Source organism: Polaromonas sp. YR568, from assembly GCF_943372955.1.
GTDB lineage: Bacteria > Pseudomonadota > Gammaproteobacteria > Burkholderiales > Burkholderiaceae_C > Polaromonas.
This window is the reverse complement of sequence record NZ_CALSAL010000002.1, coordinates 847822-865998: the sequence shown is the minus strand read 5'-3', so window position 1 is coordinate 865998 and position 18177 is coordinate 847822. Positions and strand designations below refer to the sequence as shown.

Here is an 18177-nt window from a genome sequence, read left to right as displayed (position 1 = left end):
AAACCGCCTCGGGGTTACCTGAGGCGGTTTTTTTACATTCAACGCTGAAATCAACCTTTTGTGATGATGCTGACTTTCTCCTTGCGCTGGTCCATCATGATGCCAAGTCGGCTCTGGCGCCTGGGCTTGGCCACAGCCTGTTTGCTGATGGGGGCTTGCACTACCAAACCTGCAGCACCAGATGCCGTCGGCAAGGATGTTTATTGGCGTGCTGCGTCTCAAGATGTCCCTGCTGTATGGAGCCATCGCCCCTTTCCGGGCAAAAGATTCACTGACTACCGTGCGGTTCCCATGGATGGGCGCTTGGTCATTCAGACCCGTTCAGAGAACGCGGCCAGCATGCTTCGCAAGTCCCTGCATGTGGCGCCCACCCATCTGGGCACCATGAGCTTTTCGTGGAAGGTGCCTGCCCTCATTCAGGGCGCTGACCTTGCCCAGCGGGATGCCGATGATTCACCGGTGCGCATCGTGCTGGCATTCGACGGCGAGCGCAGCAAGTTTTCTGCGCGTAACGCCATGCTGTCGGAACTGGCCCATGCCATGACAGGGGAGCCGATGCCTTACGCGACATTGATGTATGTCTGGGGCAATGCTCAACCAGTGGAGAGCGTGGTACTCAACCCGAGAACCGACAGGATCCGTAAACTGGTGGTGGAGTCTGGTCCCGGCCGCCTGGGCCGTTGGCTCACCTATGAGCGTGATGTTCGTGCCGACTTCGAAAAAGCCTTTGGTGAGCCCCCCGGCGCGCTCGTGGGTGTGGGCATCATGACTGACACCGACAATACCCAACAAAAGACGCATGCCTGGTATGGCCCGATCACGCTTGCTGCAGTTAGTGCATCACCCGCCAAACCGTCTGTGCTTTTGACCCCCAGCGTTGCTTCTCAGCCATCCCGTTTGGTCATTGCCAATGAACCTTGACATCCGGATCGATCAGTCCTGGACTTTGCAGGACACGCAGGCCCATCGGGTGTATGCCAACGGCCGCGCCTTTGCGCAAATCGCGCAGTTTCACCCTGAACTGACCGCCTTTCGCCGCGATTTGCACGCTCATCCCGAGTTGGGTTTTGAGGAGGTCTACACCTCCAGCCGTGTGGCCCATGCGCTCAAGCTGTGCGGCGTCGATGAAGTGCACACGGGCATCGCCAAGACCGGCGTGGTCGCCGTCATTCGCGGACAGAAGGCTGTCAACGCTGCAGCCCCGCGCCCCATGATCGGTCTGCGTGCCGACATGGACGCATTGCCGATGACCGAGCACAACGAGTTCGGCTGGAAGTCTGCCAAAACCGGTCTGATGCATGGCTGCGGGCATGATGGTCACACCACCATGCTGGTGGGTGCGGCCCGCTATCTGGCCGAAACACGGGCCTTTGCTGGTGATGCGGTCCTCGTTTTCCAGCCCGCAGAAGAAGGGCGTGGCGGTGCCGCTGCAATGATCCAGGAAGGGCTGTTTGACCGGTTTCCCGTGCAGGCGATTTACGCCATGCACAACTGGCCCGCGATGCGGCCGGGCACCATCGGCATCAACCCCGGCCCGATGATGGCGGCGGCAGACCGCATCACCATCGAAATCACCGGCAAGGGCGGGCATGGCGCGCATGCCTACCTCACGGTGGACCCGGTTGTCGTGGCGGCGCACATCATCACGGCGGTTCAGAGCATTGTCTCGCGCAACGTCAAGGCCATGGACAACGCCGTGGTCAGCATTTGTGCGATGCAGGCGGGCGATCTTGCCGCCATGAGTGTGGTGCCGGGTACTGCCACACTGGTAGGGACTGTGCGCACCTTCAAGCCCGAGATACAGGACCTGGTGGAGCGCCGCCTCAAGGAGTTGTGCCCAGCGATTGCGCATGGGTTCGGGGCTACCGCCACCGTCAAGTACGAGCGCATTTACCCGGCCACCATCAATTCGTTTGCCGAGTACACCCTGGCTACCGGCGTGGCAGAGCAGCTGGTGGGCACCGAGAATGTGGTGCGCGATCTGGAGCCGAGCATGGGCTCGGAAGACTTCTCGTTCATGCTCAAGGTCAAGCCCGGCGCCTACCTGCGCCTGGGGCAGGGCGAGCAGATTCCCGACGGGCAGGGCGGCAGCACAGGCGGCGTGGGTAGCCGATTCCTGCACAACAGCTGCTACGACTTCAACGACAACGTGCTGCCTTTGGGTTCAGCCCTTTTTGCGGGCATCGTCGAGCGCTCCATGCCGCTGGTTTGACCCCTGCTTTCGCAGGTCACGCCATCAGGCGTAGCGCTTGTTGCGCAGGTTGTTCTTCATTTCCTTGAGCAGCGGCTGCAACTTGCTGCCAATGCGCAGGGCCACGCAGGTGGCGAGGATGTCGATGATCATCAGGTGCATCAGCCGCGACACCATGGGACTGTAGCGGTCATAGCCCTCAGGGTGATCGGCCGCGAGGTGGATGTTGGCCGCTGCTGCCAGCGGTGAGCCCGTCACGGTGATGACGATGGTTGTAGCACCATTTTTCCGCGCGATGTCGCAGGCGTCCATCAGGTCGCGGGTGCGGCCAGAGTTGGAAATCACCACCACGCAGTCGCCCGGGCCCAGCAAGGACGCACTCATGACCTGCATGTGGCCGTCACTGTAGGCAATGCTGGTGATGCCGAGGCGAAAGAACTTGTGCTGCGCATCCTGCGCCACGATGCCGGAGTTGCCCACACCGAAAAATTCGATCCGCCGGCCTGCGTTGTAGGTCGCCAGCAGGGCATCGGCAGCGCGTTCTATCGCCACCGAACTCGCGTCATTGCGGTACTTCAGGAAAGCCGCCACCGTGTTGTCGATGACCTTGACCATCACGTCACCGGTCTTGTCGTCGACGTCAACGCTGCGGTGGATGAAGGGCACCCCCTCACTCACGCTGCCAGCGAGCTTGAGCTTGAAGTCCGACAGGCCGTCATAACCCATGCTGCGGCAAAAACGCACCACGGTCGGCTTGCTCACATGCGAACGACTCGCCAGCTCGGTGATGGGCTGGTTGGCAAACGCCCGGGGGTCGGCCAGCACCAGCCGCCCCACACGTTGCTCAGCTGGCGCCAAAGACGGCAAAGAGGCTTTGATTCGGTCAAGCATCCGGTACCCCATGCAGGTGACACGACTCTAAGGAACGTATTCGCTTCTTCAACCAGCAGGAGCCGCGGGACTGGCTTCGCCAGACCGCAGGCGGGCGGCCCCCTCGGGGGGCAGGGAGCCACACGCAGTGGGCGACCGTGGGGGCTAACATTCTTCGCTCCAGCAATACCCATCCCGCGCAATCATCGCGCTCGACGCACTCGGCCCCCAGGTGCCGGCCGCATAGGGGCGCGGCCCGGCTGCGTCACTGCTCCACGCATCCAGAATCGGTTCGACCCAGCGCCAGGCCTCTTCCTGTTCGTCGCTGCGCACAAAGAGGTTGAGTCGTCCGTCAATCACGTCGAGCAGCAGGCGCTCGTAGGCACCGACGCGCTCCGAGCCGAAGCGCTTGTCAAAGTCCAGGTCCAGCTGTACGGGCGCCAGCGACTGTGTGTTCCGACTGCTGGTGCGCTGGTCGGCCTGGGCCAGCAGGTGCAGCTCCAGCCCGTCCTGCGGCTGCAGATTGATGACCAGCCGGTTGGCTACGCTGGCGTTGGCCAGCGGTGACTTGAAGATGGCATGCGGCGCGGGGCGAAAGTTCACCTCGATGTGCGCCTCGCGCCCGGCCAGCCGCTTGCCGGTGCGGATGTAGAACGGAACGCCGGCCCAGCGCCAGTTGGCGATTTCGGTGCGCAGGGCGACAAAGGTCTCGGTCATGCTCGCTGGGTTCACGCCCTTCTCATCGCGGTAGGCTGGCACTGCTTCCCCGTCGATGTTGCCGGCGGCGTATTGCCCCCGCACCACGTGCTGGCTCAGGGTTTCCGGCGTCCAGGGCTTGAGCGAGCGCAGCACCTTGAGCTTCTCGTCACGAATGGCATCCGCGTGCGAGTTGATGGGCGGCTCCATGCCGATGGCGCACAGCAGCTGCAGCGCGTGGTTCTGCACCATGTCGCGCAGCGCGCCAGTGCTGTCGTAAAAAGCGCCGCGCTTCTCCACGCCCAGATCCTCGGCGATGGTGATCTGGATGTTGGCAATGGTCTCGCGGCGCCACAAGGGCTCGAACAGCGCATTGCCAAAGCGCAGTGCAAACAGGTTCTGCACCGAGGGCTTGCCGAGATAATGGTCGATGCGGAAGATCTGTTCCTCTTTCAGCACACCGCGCACCGTCTTGTTGATGGCGCGGTTGGAGGCCAGGTCATGGCCCAGCGGCTTTTCAAGCACCACGCGCGTTTGCGGGCCATTCAGGCCAGCTGCTGCGATCTGTTCGCACACCACCGTGAAAAGGCCGGGGGCTGTGGCCACATACATCACCACCACGTCGGCGGGGCGCTCGGCCAGCCGGGCAGCCAGCCGTCCGTAATCAGAAGGGTTGGACAAGTCCATGCGCAGATAGCCCAGCAGGGCTGCGAATCGCGCAAACTCCTCGTCACTGGGGCGTTTGGCCAGCTCGACATTGTCAAACCTCGACTTGATCAGGGCCCGGTATTGATCGTCGGACAGATCGTCACGCGCCACACCCACAATCCGTCCGCCTGCCGGCAGCGAACCGTGGCGAAACGCCTGGAACAGCGCCGGCATGATCTTGCGCCACACAAGGTCGCCCGTGCCACCGAACAGGATGAGGTCAAAGCTCATGGTGCGTTTGCCAGAATGTACCGGTCATGTAATTAAGTTTCATATTCTATTGGCATAATGGTAACTCGATGCGGCGATCGGGCTCGAACCTCGCTGCGTTCCAACCAGATGGACCCACCGCCCTGCCATGACCCAACTCGATGCCCTGAAACAGTTCACCACCGTGGTGGCCGACACCGGTGACTTCAAGCAACTGGGCCAGTTCAAGCCACAGGACGCCACCACCAACCCCTCGCTGATTCTCAAGGCGGTGCAAAAGCCGGAGTACCAGCCGCTGATGAAAGAGGTGGTCACCCGGTTCCGTGGCCGGCCACTCGATGAAATCATGGACCGCCTGCTGGTGCGCTTTGGCTGCGAGATTCTTTCCATCATTCCCGGCCGCGTCTCGACCGAGGTCGATGCGCGTCTGAGCTTTGACGCCTCAGCCACCTACACCCGTGGCGAGCGCATCGTGGAGCTGTACCAGGCCGAAGGCATTCACATCGACCGCGTGCTCATCAAGGTCGCTGCCACCTGGGAAGGCATACGCGCCGCCGAGAAGCTGGAGCAGCGCGGCATCCACACCAACCTCACTTTGCTGTTCTCGTTCTGCCAGGCGGTGGCCTGCGGGCAGGCGAAAGTTCAGCTGATCTCGCCGTTTGTCGGGCGAATTTACGACTGGTACAAGAAAAGTGCTGGCCCGGGGTGGGATGAAGCGGCGAACGCCGGCGCCAACGACCCTGGCGTGAAATCCGTTCATCAGATCTACAACCATTACAAGCATTTCGGCATTGCCACCGAGGTGATGGGCGCCAGCTTCCGCAATGTGGGCCAGATCACGGCGCTCGCAGGTTGCGACCTGCTCACCATCAGCCCGGAGCTGCTGGCCCAGCTCGCTGCGTCCGATGCGCCGATGGAGCGTGCGCTCGATGCACAGGCTGCCCGCAGCCTCGACCTGCCTGCCGTGAACTTCGATGAAACCGGCTTTCGCTACGCACTGAACGAGGACGCCATGGCCACCGAGAAGCTGGCCGAGGGCATTCGTGCATTTGCGGCCGATGCGGTGAAGCTCGAACACCTCATGCTGGCGGCATGACCTCCGCTGCCATGTCCGCTGCAGGGGTGAGTCGCCCGCGCTGCGACCAGACCGCAGCGTGGGCCGACTTGCAGGCGCACTTTGAGGCCAAAGGCCGCAGCTTCGACATGCGCGAGGCTTTCGCTGCCGATGCCGGGCGCTTCACCCGCTTCAGCCAGGACGCTCCCCATGTGTTTGCGGACCTATCCAAAAACCTGATTGACGCCGAGGCTGAGCGCCTGCTGCTCGAACTCGCCCGCCAGTGTGGGCTGGAATCGTATCGCGACGCCATGTTCGCCGGGGCGGCCATCAATCAGACCGAGCAGCGGGCGGTATTGCACACGCTGCTGCGAAACCCGCCAGCCTCATCGCAGGGCCCTGCAACGCACGGGACAGAACTTGAGGCCGCCCATGCGACGCTGAGTGCCATGCTGGCTTACGCGGAGCAGCTGCGCGCAGACAAATCGATCACCGACATCGTCAATATCGGCATTGGCGGTTCAGACCTGGGACCGCAGATGGCCGTGCTGGCACTGGCCGACCATGTGCCCGCCGGCAAGCGCTTTCATTTCGTCTCCAACGTCGACGGCGAAGAACTGGCCCGCGTGCTGCAAGGCCTGAAGCCCGAGAGCACGCTGTTTCTGGTCGCCTCCAAGACCTTCACCACCGCCGAGACCATGACCAACGCGCACTCGGCACGGCAATGGTTCGAAGCCGGTGGCGGGCGTGACATCGCGCGCCATTTCGCAGCCCTCACCACCAATGTGGAGGCCGCACAGGCCTTTGGCATCACCACCACGTTCGGTTTCTGGGATTGGGTGGGCGGGCGCTATTCGCTATGGTCGGCCATCGGGTTGCCGGTGGCCATCTGCATTGGCGCAGAAGGCTTCCGCCAGTTGCTGGCAGGTGCCCATGCGATGGACGAACACTTTCGGAACGCAGCGCTGGCCGAAAACCTGCCGGTGCGCCTCGGGCTGCTTGACGTGTGGTACCGCAACTTCCACGGCTTTGCCAGCCGCAGCATTGCGCCCTACAGCAGTGCCTTGCGGCGCTTGCCAGCCTACCTACAGCAACTGGAGATGGAAAGCAACGGCAAGCGGGTGGACATGCAGGGCCAGCCCCTGCCGTTCGACACCGCGCCGGTGCTCTGGGGTGAGCCGGGAACCAATGGCCAGCACGCTTATTTCCAGATGCTGCACCAGGGCACGTCTGTCGTGCCGGTCGAGCTGGTGGCGGTGCGCGAGGCGCTGCATGGGCTGCCGGGGCACAACAGCAAACTGCTGGCGAATGCGTTGGCGCAGTCGCAGGCGCTGCTGGTCGGCCGTCCGGATACGGGCGGGCACCGTGACTTTCCGGGCAACCGGCCCAGCACCTTCTTGCTGCTCGCGAGCCTGGACCCGGCCAGTCTGGGCGCCTTGCTGGCCCTGCAGGAACACCGCGTCTTCGTCAGCGGCGCGATCTGGGGCATCAACAGCTTCGACCAGTGGGGTGTGGAGCTGGGCAAGGTGCTGGCGCGCGACATTGAATCGCGCCTGCAAAGCGGCGATGCCCAGGGTCTGGACAGCTCCACAGCGGGTCTGCTGCAGCGCCTGCGGTAAAAATCCCGAAGGCTGGGCGGGTAGTGAATGCCGCGCGGCTTCTGGCCTATCATCTGCCGGGGGATTGACCCCGCAACAACGATGTCTGGGAGGACAAACACATGAATTTCGGCCAAGCCATCTCCACCTGCCTGAGCAAGTACGCGGGCTTCACTGGTCGCGCCTCGCGATCCGAGTTCTGGTGGTTTTTCCTGTTTCAGATTCTGGTCTCCATCGCAGCAGCGATGCTGGGCGACATCGTCAGTGGCCTGGTGAACCTGGCCCTGTTGTTGCCGGCACTGGCCGTGGGCACGCGCCGCCTGCACGACATCGGTCGCAGCGGTTGGTGGCAGCTCATCGCGCTCACGGTGATTGGGCTGCTGGTGCTGATTTACTGGTGGGTGCAACCCACCGCCGATGGCAGCAACGAATACGATCCGGCTGGCTGATACTTCGCCGCAGCCATGAAAAACCCGCAGGGCTCGCGCGCTGCGGGTTTTTTTGTGGGCCATACGGATGGGCTCAGGTCATTCCACCGGGCAGGGTCAGAGGCCCATGCCCCCAGCCTGCAGTTGGGTAATCTGACGGCGCCGGGCGGCCAGTGCCCGACTCGGAGAGCATTCAGGGGTTTTTTCAACCCATGACTCAGGAGATATTTCAATGATCAATCGCCGTGACCTGCTCGTCGGAGGTGGTGCTGCCACTGCCGCCTACTTGGCTGGTTCCTTCGTGCCCCTGGTGGCACAGAACGCCCCCAACTATGGCGCGCCCAGCGTGGTACAGGTGGGTTTTCGCCGCCAGCAGATGGGCGACATGGAGATCATTTCGCTCAATGACGGCGTGACCCGCCGCCCCCTGGCTGCAGAGTTTGTGCGCAACACGCCGCTGGACCAGGTACAGGCCCTGCTGCGTTCGCAGAACCTGCCTACCGATTACATCGACGTGCCCTACACCGCCTTCCTGATCGTCATGGGCAACCGCCGCGTGCTGATCGACACCGGTTTCGCCGACAACGGCGGACCGACCACGGGCCGGCTGGTGAGCAACCTGAATGCAGCTGGCTACAAGGTGGAAGACATCGACACCGTGATCCTGAGCCACTTCCATGGCGACCACATCAACGGCGTGCGCAACAAGGCCGGCCAGCTGGTGTTCCCGAACGCCAAGATCATGGTCCCGACGGTGGAGTACGACTTCTGGATGGACGATGCCCGCATGGCGGCCGCTCCCGAAGCGATGAAGGGCGCCTTTGCGAATGTGCGCCGCGTCATGGCCGGACTGGGGTCGGACCGTCTGGTCAAGTTCGTGCCGGGCACGGAGATCATCCGCGGTGTAAATAACCTCAAGTCGGTCGCTGCCTTCGGTCACACGCCGGGCCACACCCTGTTCGTGGCGCAGAGCTACCGCTTCAAGTTCGCCTACCTGGCTGACCTGACCAACATCCCGCAGCTGTTCGCTCGCAACCCTGATATGGCCGTAGTGTTTGATATGGACGCTGCCGCTGCGCGTGAGGTGCGCCGCAAGGTCTTCGAGATGACGGTGCAGGAGAATATGACGGCCGGTGGCTTCCACTTCCCCTTCCCTGCCTTTGGCCGCATGGAAAAAATGGGCAACGGCTACGAGTTCAAGCCCGTCGCCTGATCAGCGAGCGCCCAAAGAAAAACCCCGCAGTGTTTCCACTGCGGGGTTTTTTGATTCCGACACTTCGGACGGCGTAGCGAGCAGGTGTCAGGCGAGGCGGACAGCGCGCAGGAACCGGAGCGTACCTTGGGGTACGTGAGGATTCTGAGCACTGCCCAACGACGCATGGCGCCTGCGCAGTAGCCGTGGGCGCATTACATGCCCATGTCGCCCATGCCGCCCATGCCGCCCATGCCGCCAGGCATGCCGCCGCCGCCAGCGCCAGACTCTTCTTTCGGAGCCTCAGCCACCATGGCTTCGGTGGTCAGCATCAGCGATGCCACGGACGCTGCGTTCTGCAGTGCCGTGCGGGTCACTTTCGTGGGGTCCAGGATACCCATTTCGATCATGTCGCCGTAGGTGTCGTTGGCAGCGTTGAAGCCGTAGTTGCCCTTGCCAGCCAGCACAGCGTTCACCACCACAGAGGCTTCGCCGCCTGCGTTGTAAACGATCTCGCGCAGAGGCGCTTCGATGGCGCGCAGCACCAGCTTGATGCCGGCGTCCTGGTCAGGGTTGTCGCCAACGATCTTGCCAGCGGCCTGCTTGGCACGCAGCAGAGCCACGCCACCGCCAGCCACAATGCCTTCTTCCACAGCAGCGCGGGTGGCGTGCAGGGCGTCTTCCACGCGGGCTTTCTTTTCCTTCATCTCGACTTCGGTGGCAGCGCCGACCTTGATCACTGCCACACCGCCGGCCAGCTTGGCCACGCGCTCTTGCAGTTTTTCACGGTCGTAGTCGCTGGTCGCTTCTTCGATCTGCACGCGAACCTGCTTGACGCGGGCTTCGATGTCAGCGGCGGCGCCGGAGCCGTCGATGATGATGGTGTTTTCCTTGCCCACTTCGATGCGCTTGGCCTGGCCGAGGTCAGCCAGCGTCACTTTTTCGAGCGACATGCCGACTTCTTCAGCGATGACCTTGCCGCCGGTCAGGCAGGCGATGTCTTCCAGCATGGCTTTGCGGCGGTCGCCGAAGCCAGGGGCCTTCACAGCCACAACCTTCAGGATGCCGCGCAGGGTGTTCACGACCAGCGTCGCCAGGGCTTCGCCCTCGACTTCTTCGGCAATGATCAGCAGCGGACGGCCAGCCTTGGCAACTTGCTCCAGCGTGGGCAGCAGGTCACGGATGTTGCTGATCTTCTTGTCGTAGAGCAGCACAAACGGGTTGTCCAGCAGGGCGGACTGCTTTTCAGGGTTGTTGATGAAGTAAGGCGAGAGGTAGCCGCGGTCGAACTGCATGCCTTCGACGACGTCGAGTTCGTTCTGCAGCGATTTGCCGTCTTCCACGGTGATCACGCCTTCCTTGCCGACCTTGTCCATCGCGTCAGCAATGATCTTGCCGATGGATTCGTCGGAGTTGGCGGAGATCGAACCGACCTGGGCGATTTCCTTGGAGGTGGTGGTGGGCTTGGAAGCCTTCTTCAGCTCTTCGGTCAGGGCCAGCACGGCCTTGTCGATACCGCGCTTCAGGTCCATCGGGTTCATTCCGGCGGCCACGTACTTCATGCCTTCGCGAACGATGGCCTGGGCCAGCACGGTGGCGGTGGTGGTGCCGTCGCCAGCGTTGTCAGAGGTCTTGGAAGCGACTTCCTTGACCATCTGCGCGCCCATGTTCTGGAGCTTGTCTTTCAGCTCGATCTCCTTGGCCACGGACACACCGTCCTTGGTCACGGTAGGGGCGCCGAAGGAGCGCTCGAGCACCACGTTGCGGCCTTTGGGGCCCAGGGTAACCTTGACGGCGTTGGCCAGGATGTTCACACCCTCGACCATGCGTGCGCGGGCTTCGCCGCCGAAAATGACGTCTTTTGCTGCCATGTTGATTTCTCCGGAATTCAGTTAATTGGGGTGATAAATGGGTTACTTCTGGCTTCGGCCGGAGCTTCGCTCCTTAACTTTGCGGTGCAAAGTTAGCCTGCGCCGAAAGTAAATTGCTTCGCAATTTACTTTTCAACCACTGCGAACAGGTCTTCTTCCTTCATGACGAGCAGTTCGTCGCCATCAACCTTGACGGTCTGGCCGCTGTATTTGCCGAACAGCACGCGGTCACCGACCTTGATGGCCATGGGGCTGATCTCGCCCTTGTCGTTCTTCTTGCCGGGGCCGACGGCCAGCACTTCGCCCTGATCAGGCTTTTCAGCGGCGCTGTCAGGAATCACGATGCCAGAGGCGGTTTTGGTTTCGTTTTCCACGCGCTTGACGATCACGCGGTCGTGCAAAGGACGAAGTTTCATGAGAGCTCCTTGAATGAGAACAATGGTTTTGGGAATCAAAAGGCACTCGGAAAGTGAGTGGCGATTAACTTGGTGGATTGTCGTGCGTTGTTAGCACTCAACTCCATCGAGTGCTAATCATAGGGCATTTTTGATTCAATTCAAGCAGGTGGGTCCATAAAATGTGGTGATACCGCCGCGCAGGGCTTCAGCCAATGCGCGACGCACCACCTTTGAATGCCCGCAGTGCCCGCTCCTCTTTCCAGTGTCCCCGGCGTTTTCCGTCCAGATGCCCCAGCCGGCCAGCGGCGAAATGGCGGCCCGGGTTGCTTCGGGTGCCGCGCGGCATGATCACCACCCACCAGTTGGGCTTTTGCTACAACGCGGGGCCAGCGCTGCAGTTTCCGGATGTCGATGTGCCGCAGGGCGGTGTGCTGCTGCTGCATGGCCCCTCGGGCTCCGGCAAGTCCACCTGGTTGGCGCTGGCCGGCGGTTTGCTGACGCCCAGCAGCGGCAGCATGGTGGTGGCAACGCAATCAGTGGCTGCGCTTGGCAAGGTGTCGGGTGATGCCTGGCGGGCCCGAACCATCGGCTTTCTGCCGCAAAAACTGCACCTGAGCGCGGCGTTGTCGGTGCACGACAACCTGGCCATGGCGCAGTGGGCCGCTGGCATGGTAACTGACGAGACTGCAATTCGCGAGGCGCTGGCTGCCCTGGGCGTGGAATCGCTGGCGAATCGCAAGCCAGCGCAACTGTCGGGCGGACAGGCGCAGCGGGTGGCTCTTGCACGTGCCGTGCTGCTCAAGCCGCGCGTGATTCTGGCGGACGAGCCGACCGCCAGCCTTGACGCGGAAGCCGCCGCCGCGGCGTTGAATCTCCTGCACACCACCGCAAGGCAACAGGGGGCTACGCTGGTGATTGCCACGCACGACGCCCGGGTCACCGATTTCTTCGCCGCGTCTGGCGACGTTCACACCCTTACCATTGGGCGCAGGCCGGCATGAGAACCATTGTTTTCGCCTGGCGCTATCTGTGGTCACGGCCGCTGGCCGCCGCGCTGAACCTGCTGCTGCTCACGCTGGGTTTGGCGTCCATCACCTTCCTGCTGCTGGTGAGCCACCAGATCAACCGGGCGTTTGAGCGTGACCTGCAGGGCATCGACGTGGTGGTCGGCGCCAAGGGCAGCCCGATGCAGCTCATCCTGTCGGGGCTGCTGCATCTGGATGTGCCGACCGGCAACGTGCCGCTGGCCGAGATCCGCGCGCTGGAAAAGCACCCGCAGGTGGCCAAGTTGATCCCGGTGAGCTTGGGCGACAGCTTTCGCGGCTTCCGCATCGTGGGCACAAGCGTGGACTACATCCTCCACTATGAAACACCGCTGACCCAGGGCACCCTCTGGACGGCCCCGATGCAGGCGGTGGTGGGCGCGCAGGTGGCGGCCCGGGCCGGCCTGAAGGTTGGCGATCAGTTTGTCGGCACGCACGGTCTGGGTGGGGGCGGCGAGGCGCATGGCCAGACGCCTTACACCGTGGTCGGGGTGCTGGCTGCCAGCGGCGGTGTGCTGGACCGTCTGGTACTGACCTCAATCGAGTCGGTCTGGACCGTCCACGAGGATGCCACTGCGCTTGACGAGGAGGACCGGAAGATTCTGGAGGAAGAGCGCGAGGTCACGCTGGCGCTGATTCAGTACAAGACGCCGTTGGCCGCAGTGACCTTTCCCCGCTACATCAACGCCAGCACCGGCATGCAGGCGGCAGCGCCCGCGGTGGAAATCACCCGCCTGCTCAACATGCTGGGTGTGGGTACCGATGTCTTGCGCGCGCTGGCCGGGGTGTTGCTGCTGACCGCCGGTTTGAGCGTTTTCATTGCACTCTGGGGCGCCGTGCGGGAGCGCCGGGCCGATCTGGCGCTGCTGCGAATGCTGGGCGCACCACCACGCCGGATTGCGTCGCTGCTGCTGTGCGAGGCGCTCTGGCTCGCGCTGCTGGCGACGCTGTTCGGGGTTCTGGCCGGGCAGGGCTTGACAGCCCTGATAGGCTCGATGTTGCAGCTGGAGAATTCCGTGCTGATCGGCGCCTTGTCGTGGCCTGTCGAGCTGCTGGCCGTGCCCCTGCTGGCACTCGGTGTCGGGCTTGCCTCGGCGCTGCTGCCGGCCTGGGAGGCCTACCGCGTGAGTGTTTTTGAGCTGCTACAACCGAAATAATGGAGAAAAACACATGATGAACCCCACTACCCTTGCCCTCTTTGCCGCCAAGCTGCGCCGCACCCTGCTGGTGGCCTGTTCCGTGGCCGCTATGTTTGCTGCGCCACTGGTGCAGGCACAGGCGCAGCACACCAGCAAGGAAACCAAGGAAGACATCCAGCGGCACCGCGCCCTGGCGGCAGCCCATGAGGGTGCGGCCAAATGCCTGGAGTCCGGCAAATCGGAGGATGTGTGTCTGAAAGAATTGCAGGCCGCTTGCAAGGGAATTGCTGTCGGTAAATACTGCGGCATGAAGCACGCCCACTGAGCAGGCGTTTTTGCCAGTCATCCGGGATCAACAAATGAAGCTGTCGCGTCATCTGGTTTGCATGGGCATCGCTGCGGTGGTCGGCGGGTATCCTGTCCTGTCCACGGCTCAATCGGGGTCGCCGACGAGCCCGGCGGCCCGACCCGCGGGCGTGCCCTCTGGCGCCCCCGCCCCCGAGATTCCCATGGGCCAGGGCGCGGGTGTGCACGGCGCCAACAGCCCGTTTGCGCCGCTGGTTCCGCGTGATGACGTGGTGCCCTGGTCGGTGCTGACCAAGGTGACGATCAAGGTGGAAAAGAATCGCCTGATGCCGGTGTTCGACGCAACGCATCTGTCGCTCAACCAGAAAACACAGCGCATCCAGGGATTCATGATGCCGCTGGAGCCCGGTGCGACACAAAAGCGGTTTCTGGTCTCGTCCGTTCCGTTGACCTGCGGCTTCTGCGTGCCCGGTGGCCCCGAGGGCATGGTTGAGGTGCTGGCCAAGACGCCGGTGAAGTACAGCATGGAGCCTGTGGTTGTTGAAGGCCGGTTTCTGGTGCTCACTGACGACAAATACGGTCTTTACTACCGCATGACGGACGCGGTCAGCGTCAAGTAGCAGTCACTCTACAACTCCACGCATCGCCAGCCCCTGCGCTGATGGTTCGAGGGCGCTCCCACTTTTGCAAAACTCGCCCGCCAAAGTCATGTGGGTCGATCCGTCCCGCGTGAGTTGCCCTAACGGCACCATGACCTACCGCATTAGCCTCGACCGCTAGGCGTAGCTGGTACAGCCTCACTCGACCATATCGAGTGAGGCTGATTGATCGTGAATATTTCCTGATCACTGGTTCAGCGAACCCGATCACAGCAGACGAGGTTACATTTGATTACGAGTGGCGATGCGACGGCGATACCAGCCCAGTGGCGCCAGCTGATCATCTTCAATCAGGGTCTCCAACTTATGAAATCAAGAGCAGCGGCGTATCTCTTTGTACTGTCAACAACGTTGATTGGGCTGTCGGGCTGTGCGACCAACACCATGACCGGGCGGTCCCAATTGACATTGATCAGCGACGAATCCGCTTCCAGGCAGAGCGTGAGTTACTACAACTCGATGATGGGTGACTTCAAGAAAAAGGAAAAACTGGTCACCAACTCCCCTTTAAACGCCCGCGTGGAGAGCATCACCAACCGGCTCATCGAGGAGGCGGTTCGGTATCAGCCCAAGTCAGTGACGTGGAACTGGCAAGTTAACGTGATTGACGATGACAAAACCATCAACGCTTTTTGCATGCCCGGCGGATTGATGGCGATCTACACCGGACTAATCAATCAACTGAATGCCACCGACGATGAAATCGCCCAAGTGATGGGCCATGAAATCGGCCATGCCCTGGCAGGCCATGGCGCGGAGAAGATGTCCATGCAGATTGCCAGCAACATCGCCGTCCTTGCGATCTCTGCGGCAGCGGCGAAAAATAGTCAGGACTTCAATGCCAACCGGGGAGGACTTACTTTTGCCGCACTTGCATTTGTGAATATGCCAAACGGGCGGATTACGGAGACAGAAGCGGACCGGATCGGCATCGAACTGGCTGCCCGCGCCGGCTATGACCCTGGGGCCGCTGTAACGCTGTGGCAGAAAATGGCGGAGGCTACGAAGAGCAAGGGGCGCCTAGACTTTCTCAGTACTCATCCATCACCAGAGCGTCGCCAGGAAAATCTCATGGAGCTCGGCAAACCCATGGGGCCTCTTTATGCAGCGGCTACAGCCACACAGCGCGTGCCGTATGACTGGCTTCGCGGTGCTTATGATGGGCGACCCAAAGTAGACCCCGGCATGGCCCAAGCGTTCTATTCAATCTCGTGGGATCAATTCATCAAAGGAGAGTCCGAGCTCAAAGGAGCCAACCTGCCAGCCTACCTGATCAAGCAAGGCAGCTTGGCTGAGCTTTACCGCTCTGGCAGCTGGCGTGACTTGGCCTCCAAGGTGCTCGATCTGGATTTCGAGCTGGACCTGTCCTATTTCTACCTCTCCAAAGCCGCCCAAGGTCTTGGTTTTGGTCAGGCTGCAGAAAAGTACCGCCAACGAGCGCTCGATCTCAGTCTGTCTGAAAAGACATCCTGTGCCAAAAAAATGATGGTGTCATGCTCAGGCGTTCAGGTTTCCGACCTCCGGGATGGGTCGTAAGCATTCAGGCTGTGTCATGGGGCGCTCGCGGGTTCTCCCAATGACTCGTCCAGTGATCTGTATCCAGCCGTTTCGCAACAGCCATGCGCACTTGTTGTTTCCGCGCTGTCCTACATGAATTTGGTCGGCAGCGTACAGAGTGGCCTGTGTGGCACCCCTAAAGTCATTCAAACCCTGTCTCCGTGCATTTGGCACCGCGCGGCAAGGATGACTCAAAGGACGCACATGATTGAACTCAGCTCGACAAGCACGACTTCTGGCGACATCGCCCGGGGGTGGTCGGTTCATGTCGGCCGTGCGTCGACGGGTGGTTCTGGCGCACCATCGCGCAGTCCGTGGCCGTTTCCGGTGATGGATGTCGAGCCGCCGCAGGACGGGGATTCAGATGAGCAGCGGGCTGAAAGCAGCAGTTTTGTCACCTGAAGGTTTGGCCTTTCCACACGTTACAGGAAGCTCCACCATGCTGAAGTATTCAGGGATCTATCTGGCGATTCTGGCCACCATGGTGGTGATTGACATGATCTGGCTGCGCGTGATCGCCGTGTCGTGGTACGAGGAGGGCATGGGGTCGCTGCTGACCGATTCCCCCAATCTGGTCGCAGCCGCGCTGTTTTACCTGCTGTACCCGCTGGGTCTGATGATTTTCGCCGTGCTGCCCGCGTCGGGCGATGCCCCGCTTCTCAAGGCCGTTGGCATGGGCGCACTGTTCGGATTTTTCGCCTACGCGACTTACGACCTGACCAACCTCGCAGTGATCAGGAACTGGCCGGTGGGCCTGACCGTGCTGGACATGGCGTGGGGCACCTTCATCAGCGGCGTCGCGACAGCTGCTGGCAAGGTGAGCATGGACTATTTTCAGCGCTCGTAGGGCAGATGTGAAAAAGCCACCCCGCAGGGTGGCTTTGATTGAGCTGACGAGATCTGAAAAGATCCAGCCAGAGTAGAGGGTTGTTTACAGACCTGCTGCTGCGCGAAGCGCCGCAGCCTTTACAGGCCGGCTGCAGCCCGCAGGGCAGCAGCTTTATGGTTGCCGCATCACATTGCTGCGCAATATGAGCGACCCCCAAAGCTCAAGGGAGCTTCGCTCCGCAGTCCTTACAGGCCTGCCGCTGCACGCAGCGCTTGCGCTTTATCCGTACGCTCCCAGGTAAATTCAGGCTCATCGCGCCCGAAGTGACCATAGGCCGCCGTCTTTTCGTAGATCGGACGCAGCAGATCCAGCATCTGGATGATGCCCTTCGGGCGCAGGTCGAAGTGTTCGTTGACCAGTGCCGAGAGTTTCTCGTCGGACATCACACCCGTGCCTTCGGTGTACACCGTCACATTCATCGGGCGTGCCACGCCAATGGCGTACGCCACCTGGATCTGGCACTGACGGGCCAGGCCTGCGGCCACAATGTTCTTGGCCACGTAGCGCGCAGCGTAAGCGGCTGAGCGGTCGACCTTGGAAGGGTCCTTGCCGCTGAACGCACCGCCGCCGTGCGGGCAGGCGCCGCCGTAGGTGTCGACGATGATCTTGCGGCCGGTCAGGCCGCAGTCGCCCTGCGGTCCACCGATGACGAAACGTCCGGTCGGGTTGATCAGGTACTTGGTGTCCTTGAGCCATTCCTTGGGCAGCACCGGCTTGATGATCTCTTCGATGATGGCTTCGTTGAACGAGGCCTTCATCTTGTGCGGCGTTTCGCTCTGGTCGGGGCTGTGCTGGGTAGACAGCACCACGGTGTCGATGCTGTGCGGCTTGCCGTCCACGTAGCGCATCGTGACCTGGCTCTTGGCGTCCGGGCGCAGGAAGGGCAGGCGGCCGTCCTTGCGGAGCTGGGCTTGGCGCTCCACCAGGCGGTGGGCGTAGTAAATCGGAGCTGGCATGAGCTCGGGCGTCTCGTCGCAGGCGTAGCCGAACATCAGGCCCTGGTCGCCGGCGCCGGTGTTCAGGTGATCGTCGGACGCGTGGTCCACGCCTTGGGCGATGTCGTTGGACTGCTTGTCATAGCAGACCATGACCGCACAGCCCTTGTAGTCGATGCCGTACTCGGTGTTGTCGTAGCCGATGCGCTTGATGGTGTCGCGGGCGACCTGGATGTAGTCCACATGCGCGTTGGTGGTGATCTCGCCCGCCAGCACCACCAGACCGGTGTTGGTCAGGGTTTCAGCGGCCACGCGGCTGCGCGGGTCCTGCTTGAAAATCGCATCAAGGATGGCATCGGAAATCTGGTCAGCCACCTTGTCGGGGTGGCCTTCGGAAACAGACTCGGATGTGAAAAGAAAATCGTTCGCCATT

The 18177-nt window shown here is 61.9% G+C and carries 18 protein-coding genes and 1 other RNA gene; 13 read left to right on the top strand and 6 right to left on the bottom strand.

Going from position 1 to position 18177, the window contains the following annotated elements; all coding sequences use genetic code 11:
- Positions 1-63: 63 nt before the first annotated feature.
- Together AAG793_RS10070 and AAG793_RS10065 are read left to right on the top strand one after the other, a co-directional pair.
- Positions 64-921 (top strand): DUF3047 domain-containing protein, encoded by an 858-nt coding sequence (locus AAG793_RS10070; RefSeq protein ID WP_341907480.1) that lies wholly within the window; start codon positions 64-66, stop codon positions 919-921.
- Positions 911-2212 (top strand): M20 aminoacylase family protein, encoded by a 1302-nt coding sequence (locus tag AAG793_RS10065; protein ID WP_341907477.1) that lies wholly within the window; start codon positions 911-913, stop codon positions 2210-2212. Before AAG793_RS10070 ends, AAG793_RS10065 begins: the two co-directional genes overlap by 11 nt.
- Before the next feature lie 24 nt (positions 2213-2236).
- Here AAG793_RS10065 and AAG793_RS10060 read toward each other — a convergent pair whose 3' ends face one another.
- Together AAG793_RS10060 and zwf are read right to left on the bottom strand one after the other, a co-directional pair.
- Positions 2237-3082 (bottom strand): SIS domain-containing protein, encoded by an 846-nt coding sequence (locus AAG793_RS10060; RefSeq protein WP_341907474.1) that lies wholly within the window; start codon positions 3080-3082, stop codon positions 2237-2239.
- 144 nt (positions 3083-3226) lie between these two features.
- Positions 3227-4696, bottom strand: coding sequence for a glucose-6-phosphate dehydrogenase (gene zwf / locus AAG793_RS10055; protein ID WP_341907472.1), 1470 nt, complete (start codon positions 4694-4696; stop codon positions 3227-3229).
- Positions 4697-4823: 127 nt separating this feature from the next.
- Between zwf and tal the strand changes: the two genes are divergently transcribed.
- The 4 genes from tal to AAG793_RS10035 all read left to right on the top strand — a co-directional run bounded on the left by tal (position 4824) and on the right by AAG793_RS10035 (position 8968).
- Positions 4824-5771: a transaldolase gene (tal, locus tag AAG793_RS10050; protein ID WP_341907469.1), complete on the top strand. Its 948-nt coding sequence runs from the start codon at positions 4824-4826 to the stop codon at positions 5769-5771.
- Positions 5768-7348 (top strand): glucose-6-phosphate isomerase, encoded by a 1581-nt coding sequence (gene pgi / locus AAG793_RS10045; protein ID WP_341907466.1) that lies wholly within the window; start codon positions 5768-5770, stop codon positions 7346-7348. Before tal ends, pgi begins: the two co-directional genes overlap by 4 nt.
- 101 nt (positions 7349-7449) lie before the next feature.
- Positions 7450-7776, top strand: coding sequence for a DUF805 domain-containing protein (locus tag AAG793_RS10040; protein WP_341907464.1), 327 nt, complete (start codon positions 7450-7452; stop codon positions 7774-7776).
- A gap of 211 nt (positions 7777-7987) precedes the next feature.
- The gene (locus AAG793_RS10035; RefSeq protein ID WP_341907462.1) at positions 7988-8968 is read left to right on the top strand and encodes an MBL fold metallo-hydrolase; all 981 of its coding nucleotides are present in this window, start codon (positions 7988-7990) and stop codon (positions 8966-8968) included.
- A gap of 54 nt (positions 8969-9022) precedes the next feature.
- Here the strand turns inward: AAG793_RS10035 and AAG793_RS10030 are convergent.
- From AAG793_RS10030 to groES, 3 genes are all read right to left on the bottom strand, one after another.
- A non-coding RNA gene (locus tag AAG793_RS10030) (sX9 sRNA) lies at positions 9023-9105 on the bottom strand.
- 57 nt (positions 9106-9162) lie between these two features.
- On the bottom strand, positions 9163-10818 hold the full coding sequence (gene groL / locus AAG793_RS10025) for a chaperonin GroEL (RefSeq protein WP_341907460.1): 1656 nt from the start codon (positions 10816-10818) through the stop codon (positions 9163-9165).
- 125 nt (positions 10819-10943) lie between these two features.
- A complete protein-coding gene (gene groES / locus AAG793_RS10020; RefSeq protein WP_341907458.1) occupies positions 10944-11234 on the bottom strand; it encodes a co-chaperone GroES in 291 nt (96 codons plus the stop codon).
- Between the two features lie 326 nt (positions 11235-11560).
- On the opposite strand from groES, the gene AAG793_RS10015 reads away from it, so the two are divergent.
- The 7 genes from AAG793_RS10015 (at position 11561) to AAG793_RS09985 (ending at position 16767) form a co-directional block, all read left to right on the top strand.
- The gene (locus tag AAG793_RS10015) at positions 11561-12217 is read left to right on the top strand and encodes an ATP-binding cassette domain-containing protein (RefSeq protein WP_341907455.1); all 657 of its coding nucleotides are present in this window, start codon (positions 11561-11563) and stop codon (positions 12215-12217) included.
- Positions 12214-13416, top strand: coding sequence for an FtsX-like permease family protein (locus AAG793_RS10010; protein ID WP_341907454.1), 1203 nt, complete (start codon positions 12214-12216; stop codon positions 13414-13416). Before AAG793_RS10015 ends, AAG793_RS10010 begins: the two co-directional genes overlap by 4 nt.
- Before the next feature lie 91 nt (positions 13417-13507).
- Complete coding sequence (locus tag AAG793_RS10005; protein ID WP_341907710.1) at positions 13508-13723, top strand: hypothetical protein; 216 nt, start codon at positions 13508-13510, stop codon at positions 13721-13723.
- A gap of 34 nt (positions 13724-13757) precedes the next feature.
- Positions 13758-14324, top strand: a complete 567-nt coding sequence (locus AAG793_RS10000; RefSeq protein ID WP_341907452.1) for a hypothetical protein — start codon at positions 13758-13760, stop codon at positions 14322-14324.
- A gap of 267 nt (positions 14325-14591) precedes the next feature.
- Positions 14592-15899 (top strand): M48 family metallopeptidase, encoded by a 1308-nt coding sequence (locus AAG793_RS09995; protein ID WP_341907449.1) that lies wholly within the window; start codon positions 14592-14594, stop codon positions 15897-15899.
- Between the two features lie 225 nt (positions 15900-16124).
- Positions 16125-16322, top strand: a complete 198-nt coding sequence (locus AAG793_RS09990) for a hypothetical protein (RefSeq protein WP_341907447.1) — start codon at positions 16125-16127, stop codon at positions 16320-16322.
- A 37-nt stretch (positions 16323-16359) separates the two neighbouring features.
- Positions 16360-16767: a DUF2177 family protein gene (locus AAG793_RS09985; RefSeq protein WP_341907444.1), complete on the top strand. Its 408-nt coding sequence runs from the start codon at positions 16360-16362 to the stop codon at positions 16765-16767.
- A 227-nt stretch (positions 16768-16994) separates the two neighbouring features.
- On the opposite strand, the gene metK is transcribed toward AAG793_RS09985, so the two are convergent.
- A complete protein-coding gene (gene metK / locus AAG793_RS09980; RefSeq protein WP_341907441.1) occupies positions 16995-18176 on the bottom strand; it encodes a methionine adenosyltransferase in 1182 nt (393 codons plus the stop codon).
- Position 18177: the final 1 nt, after the last annotated feature.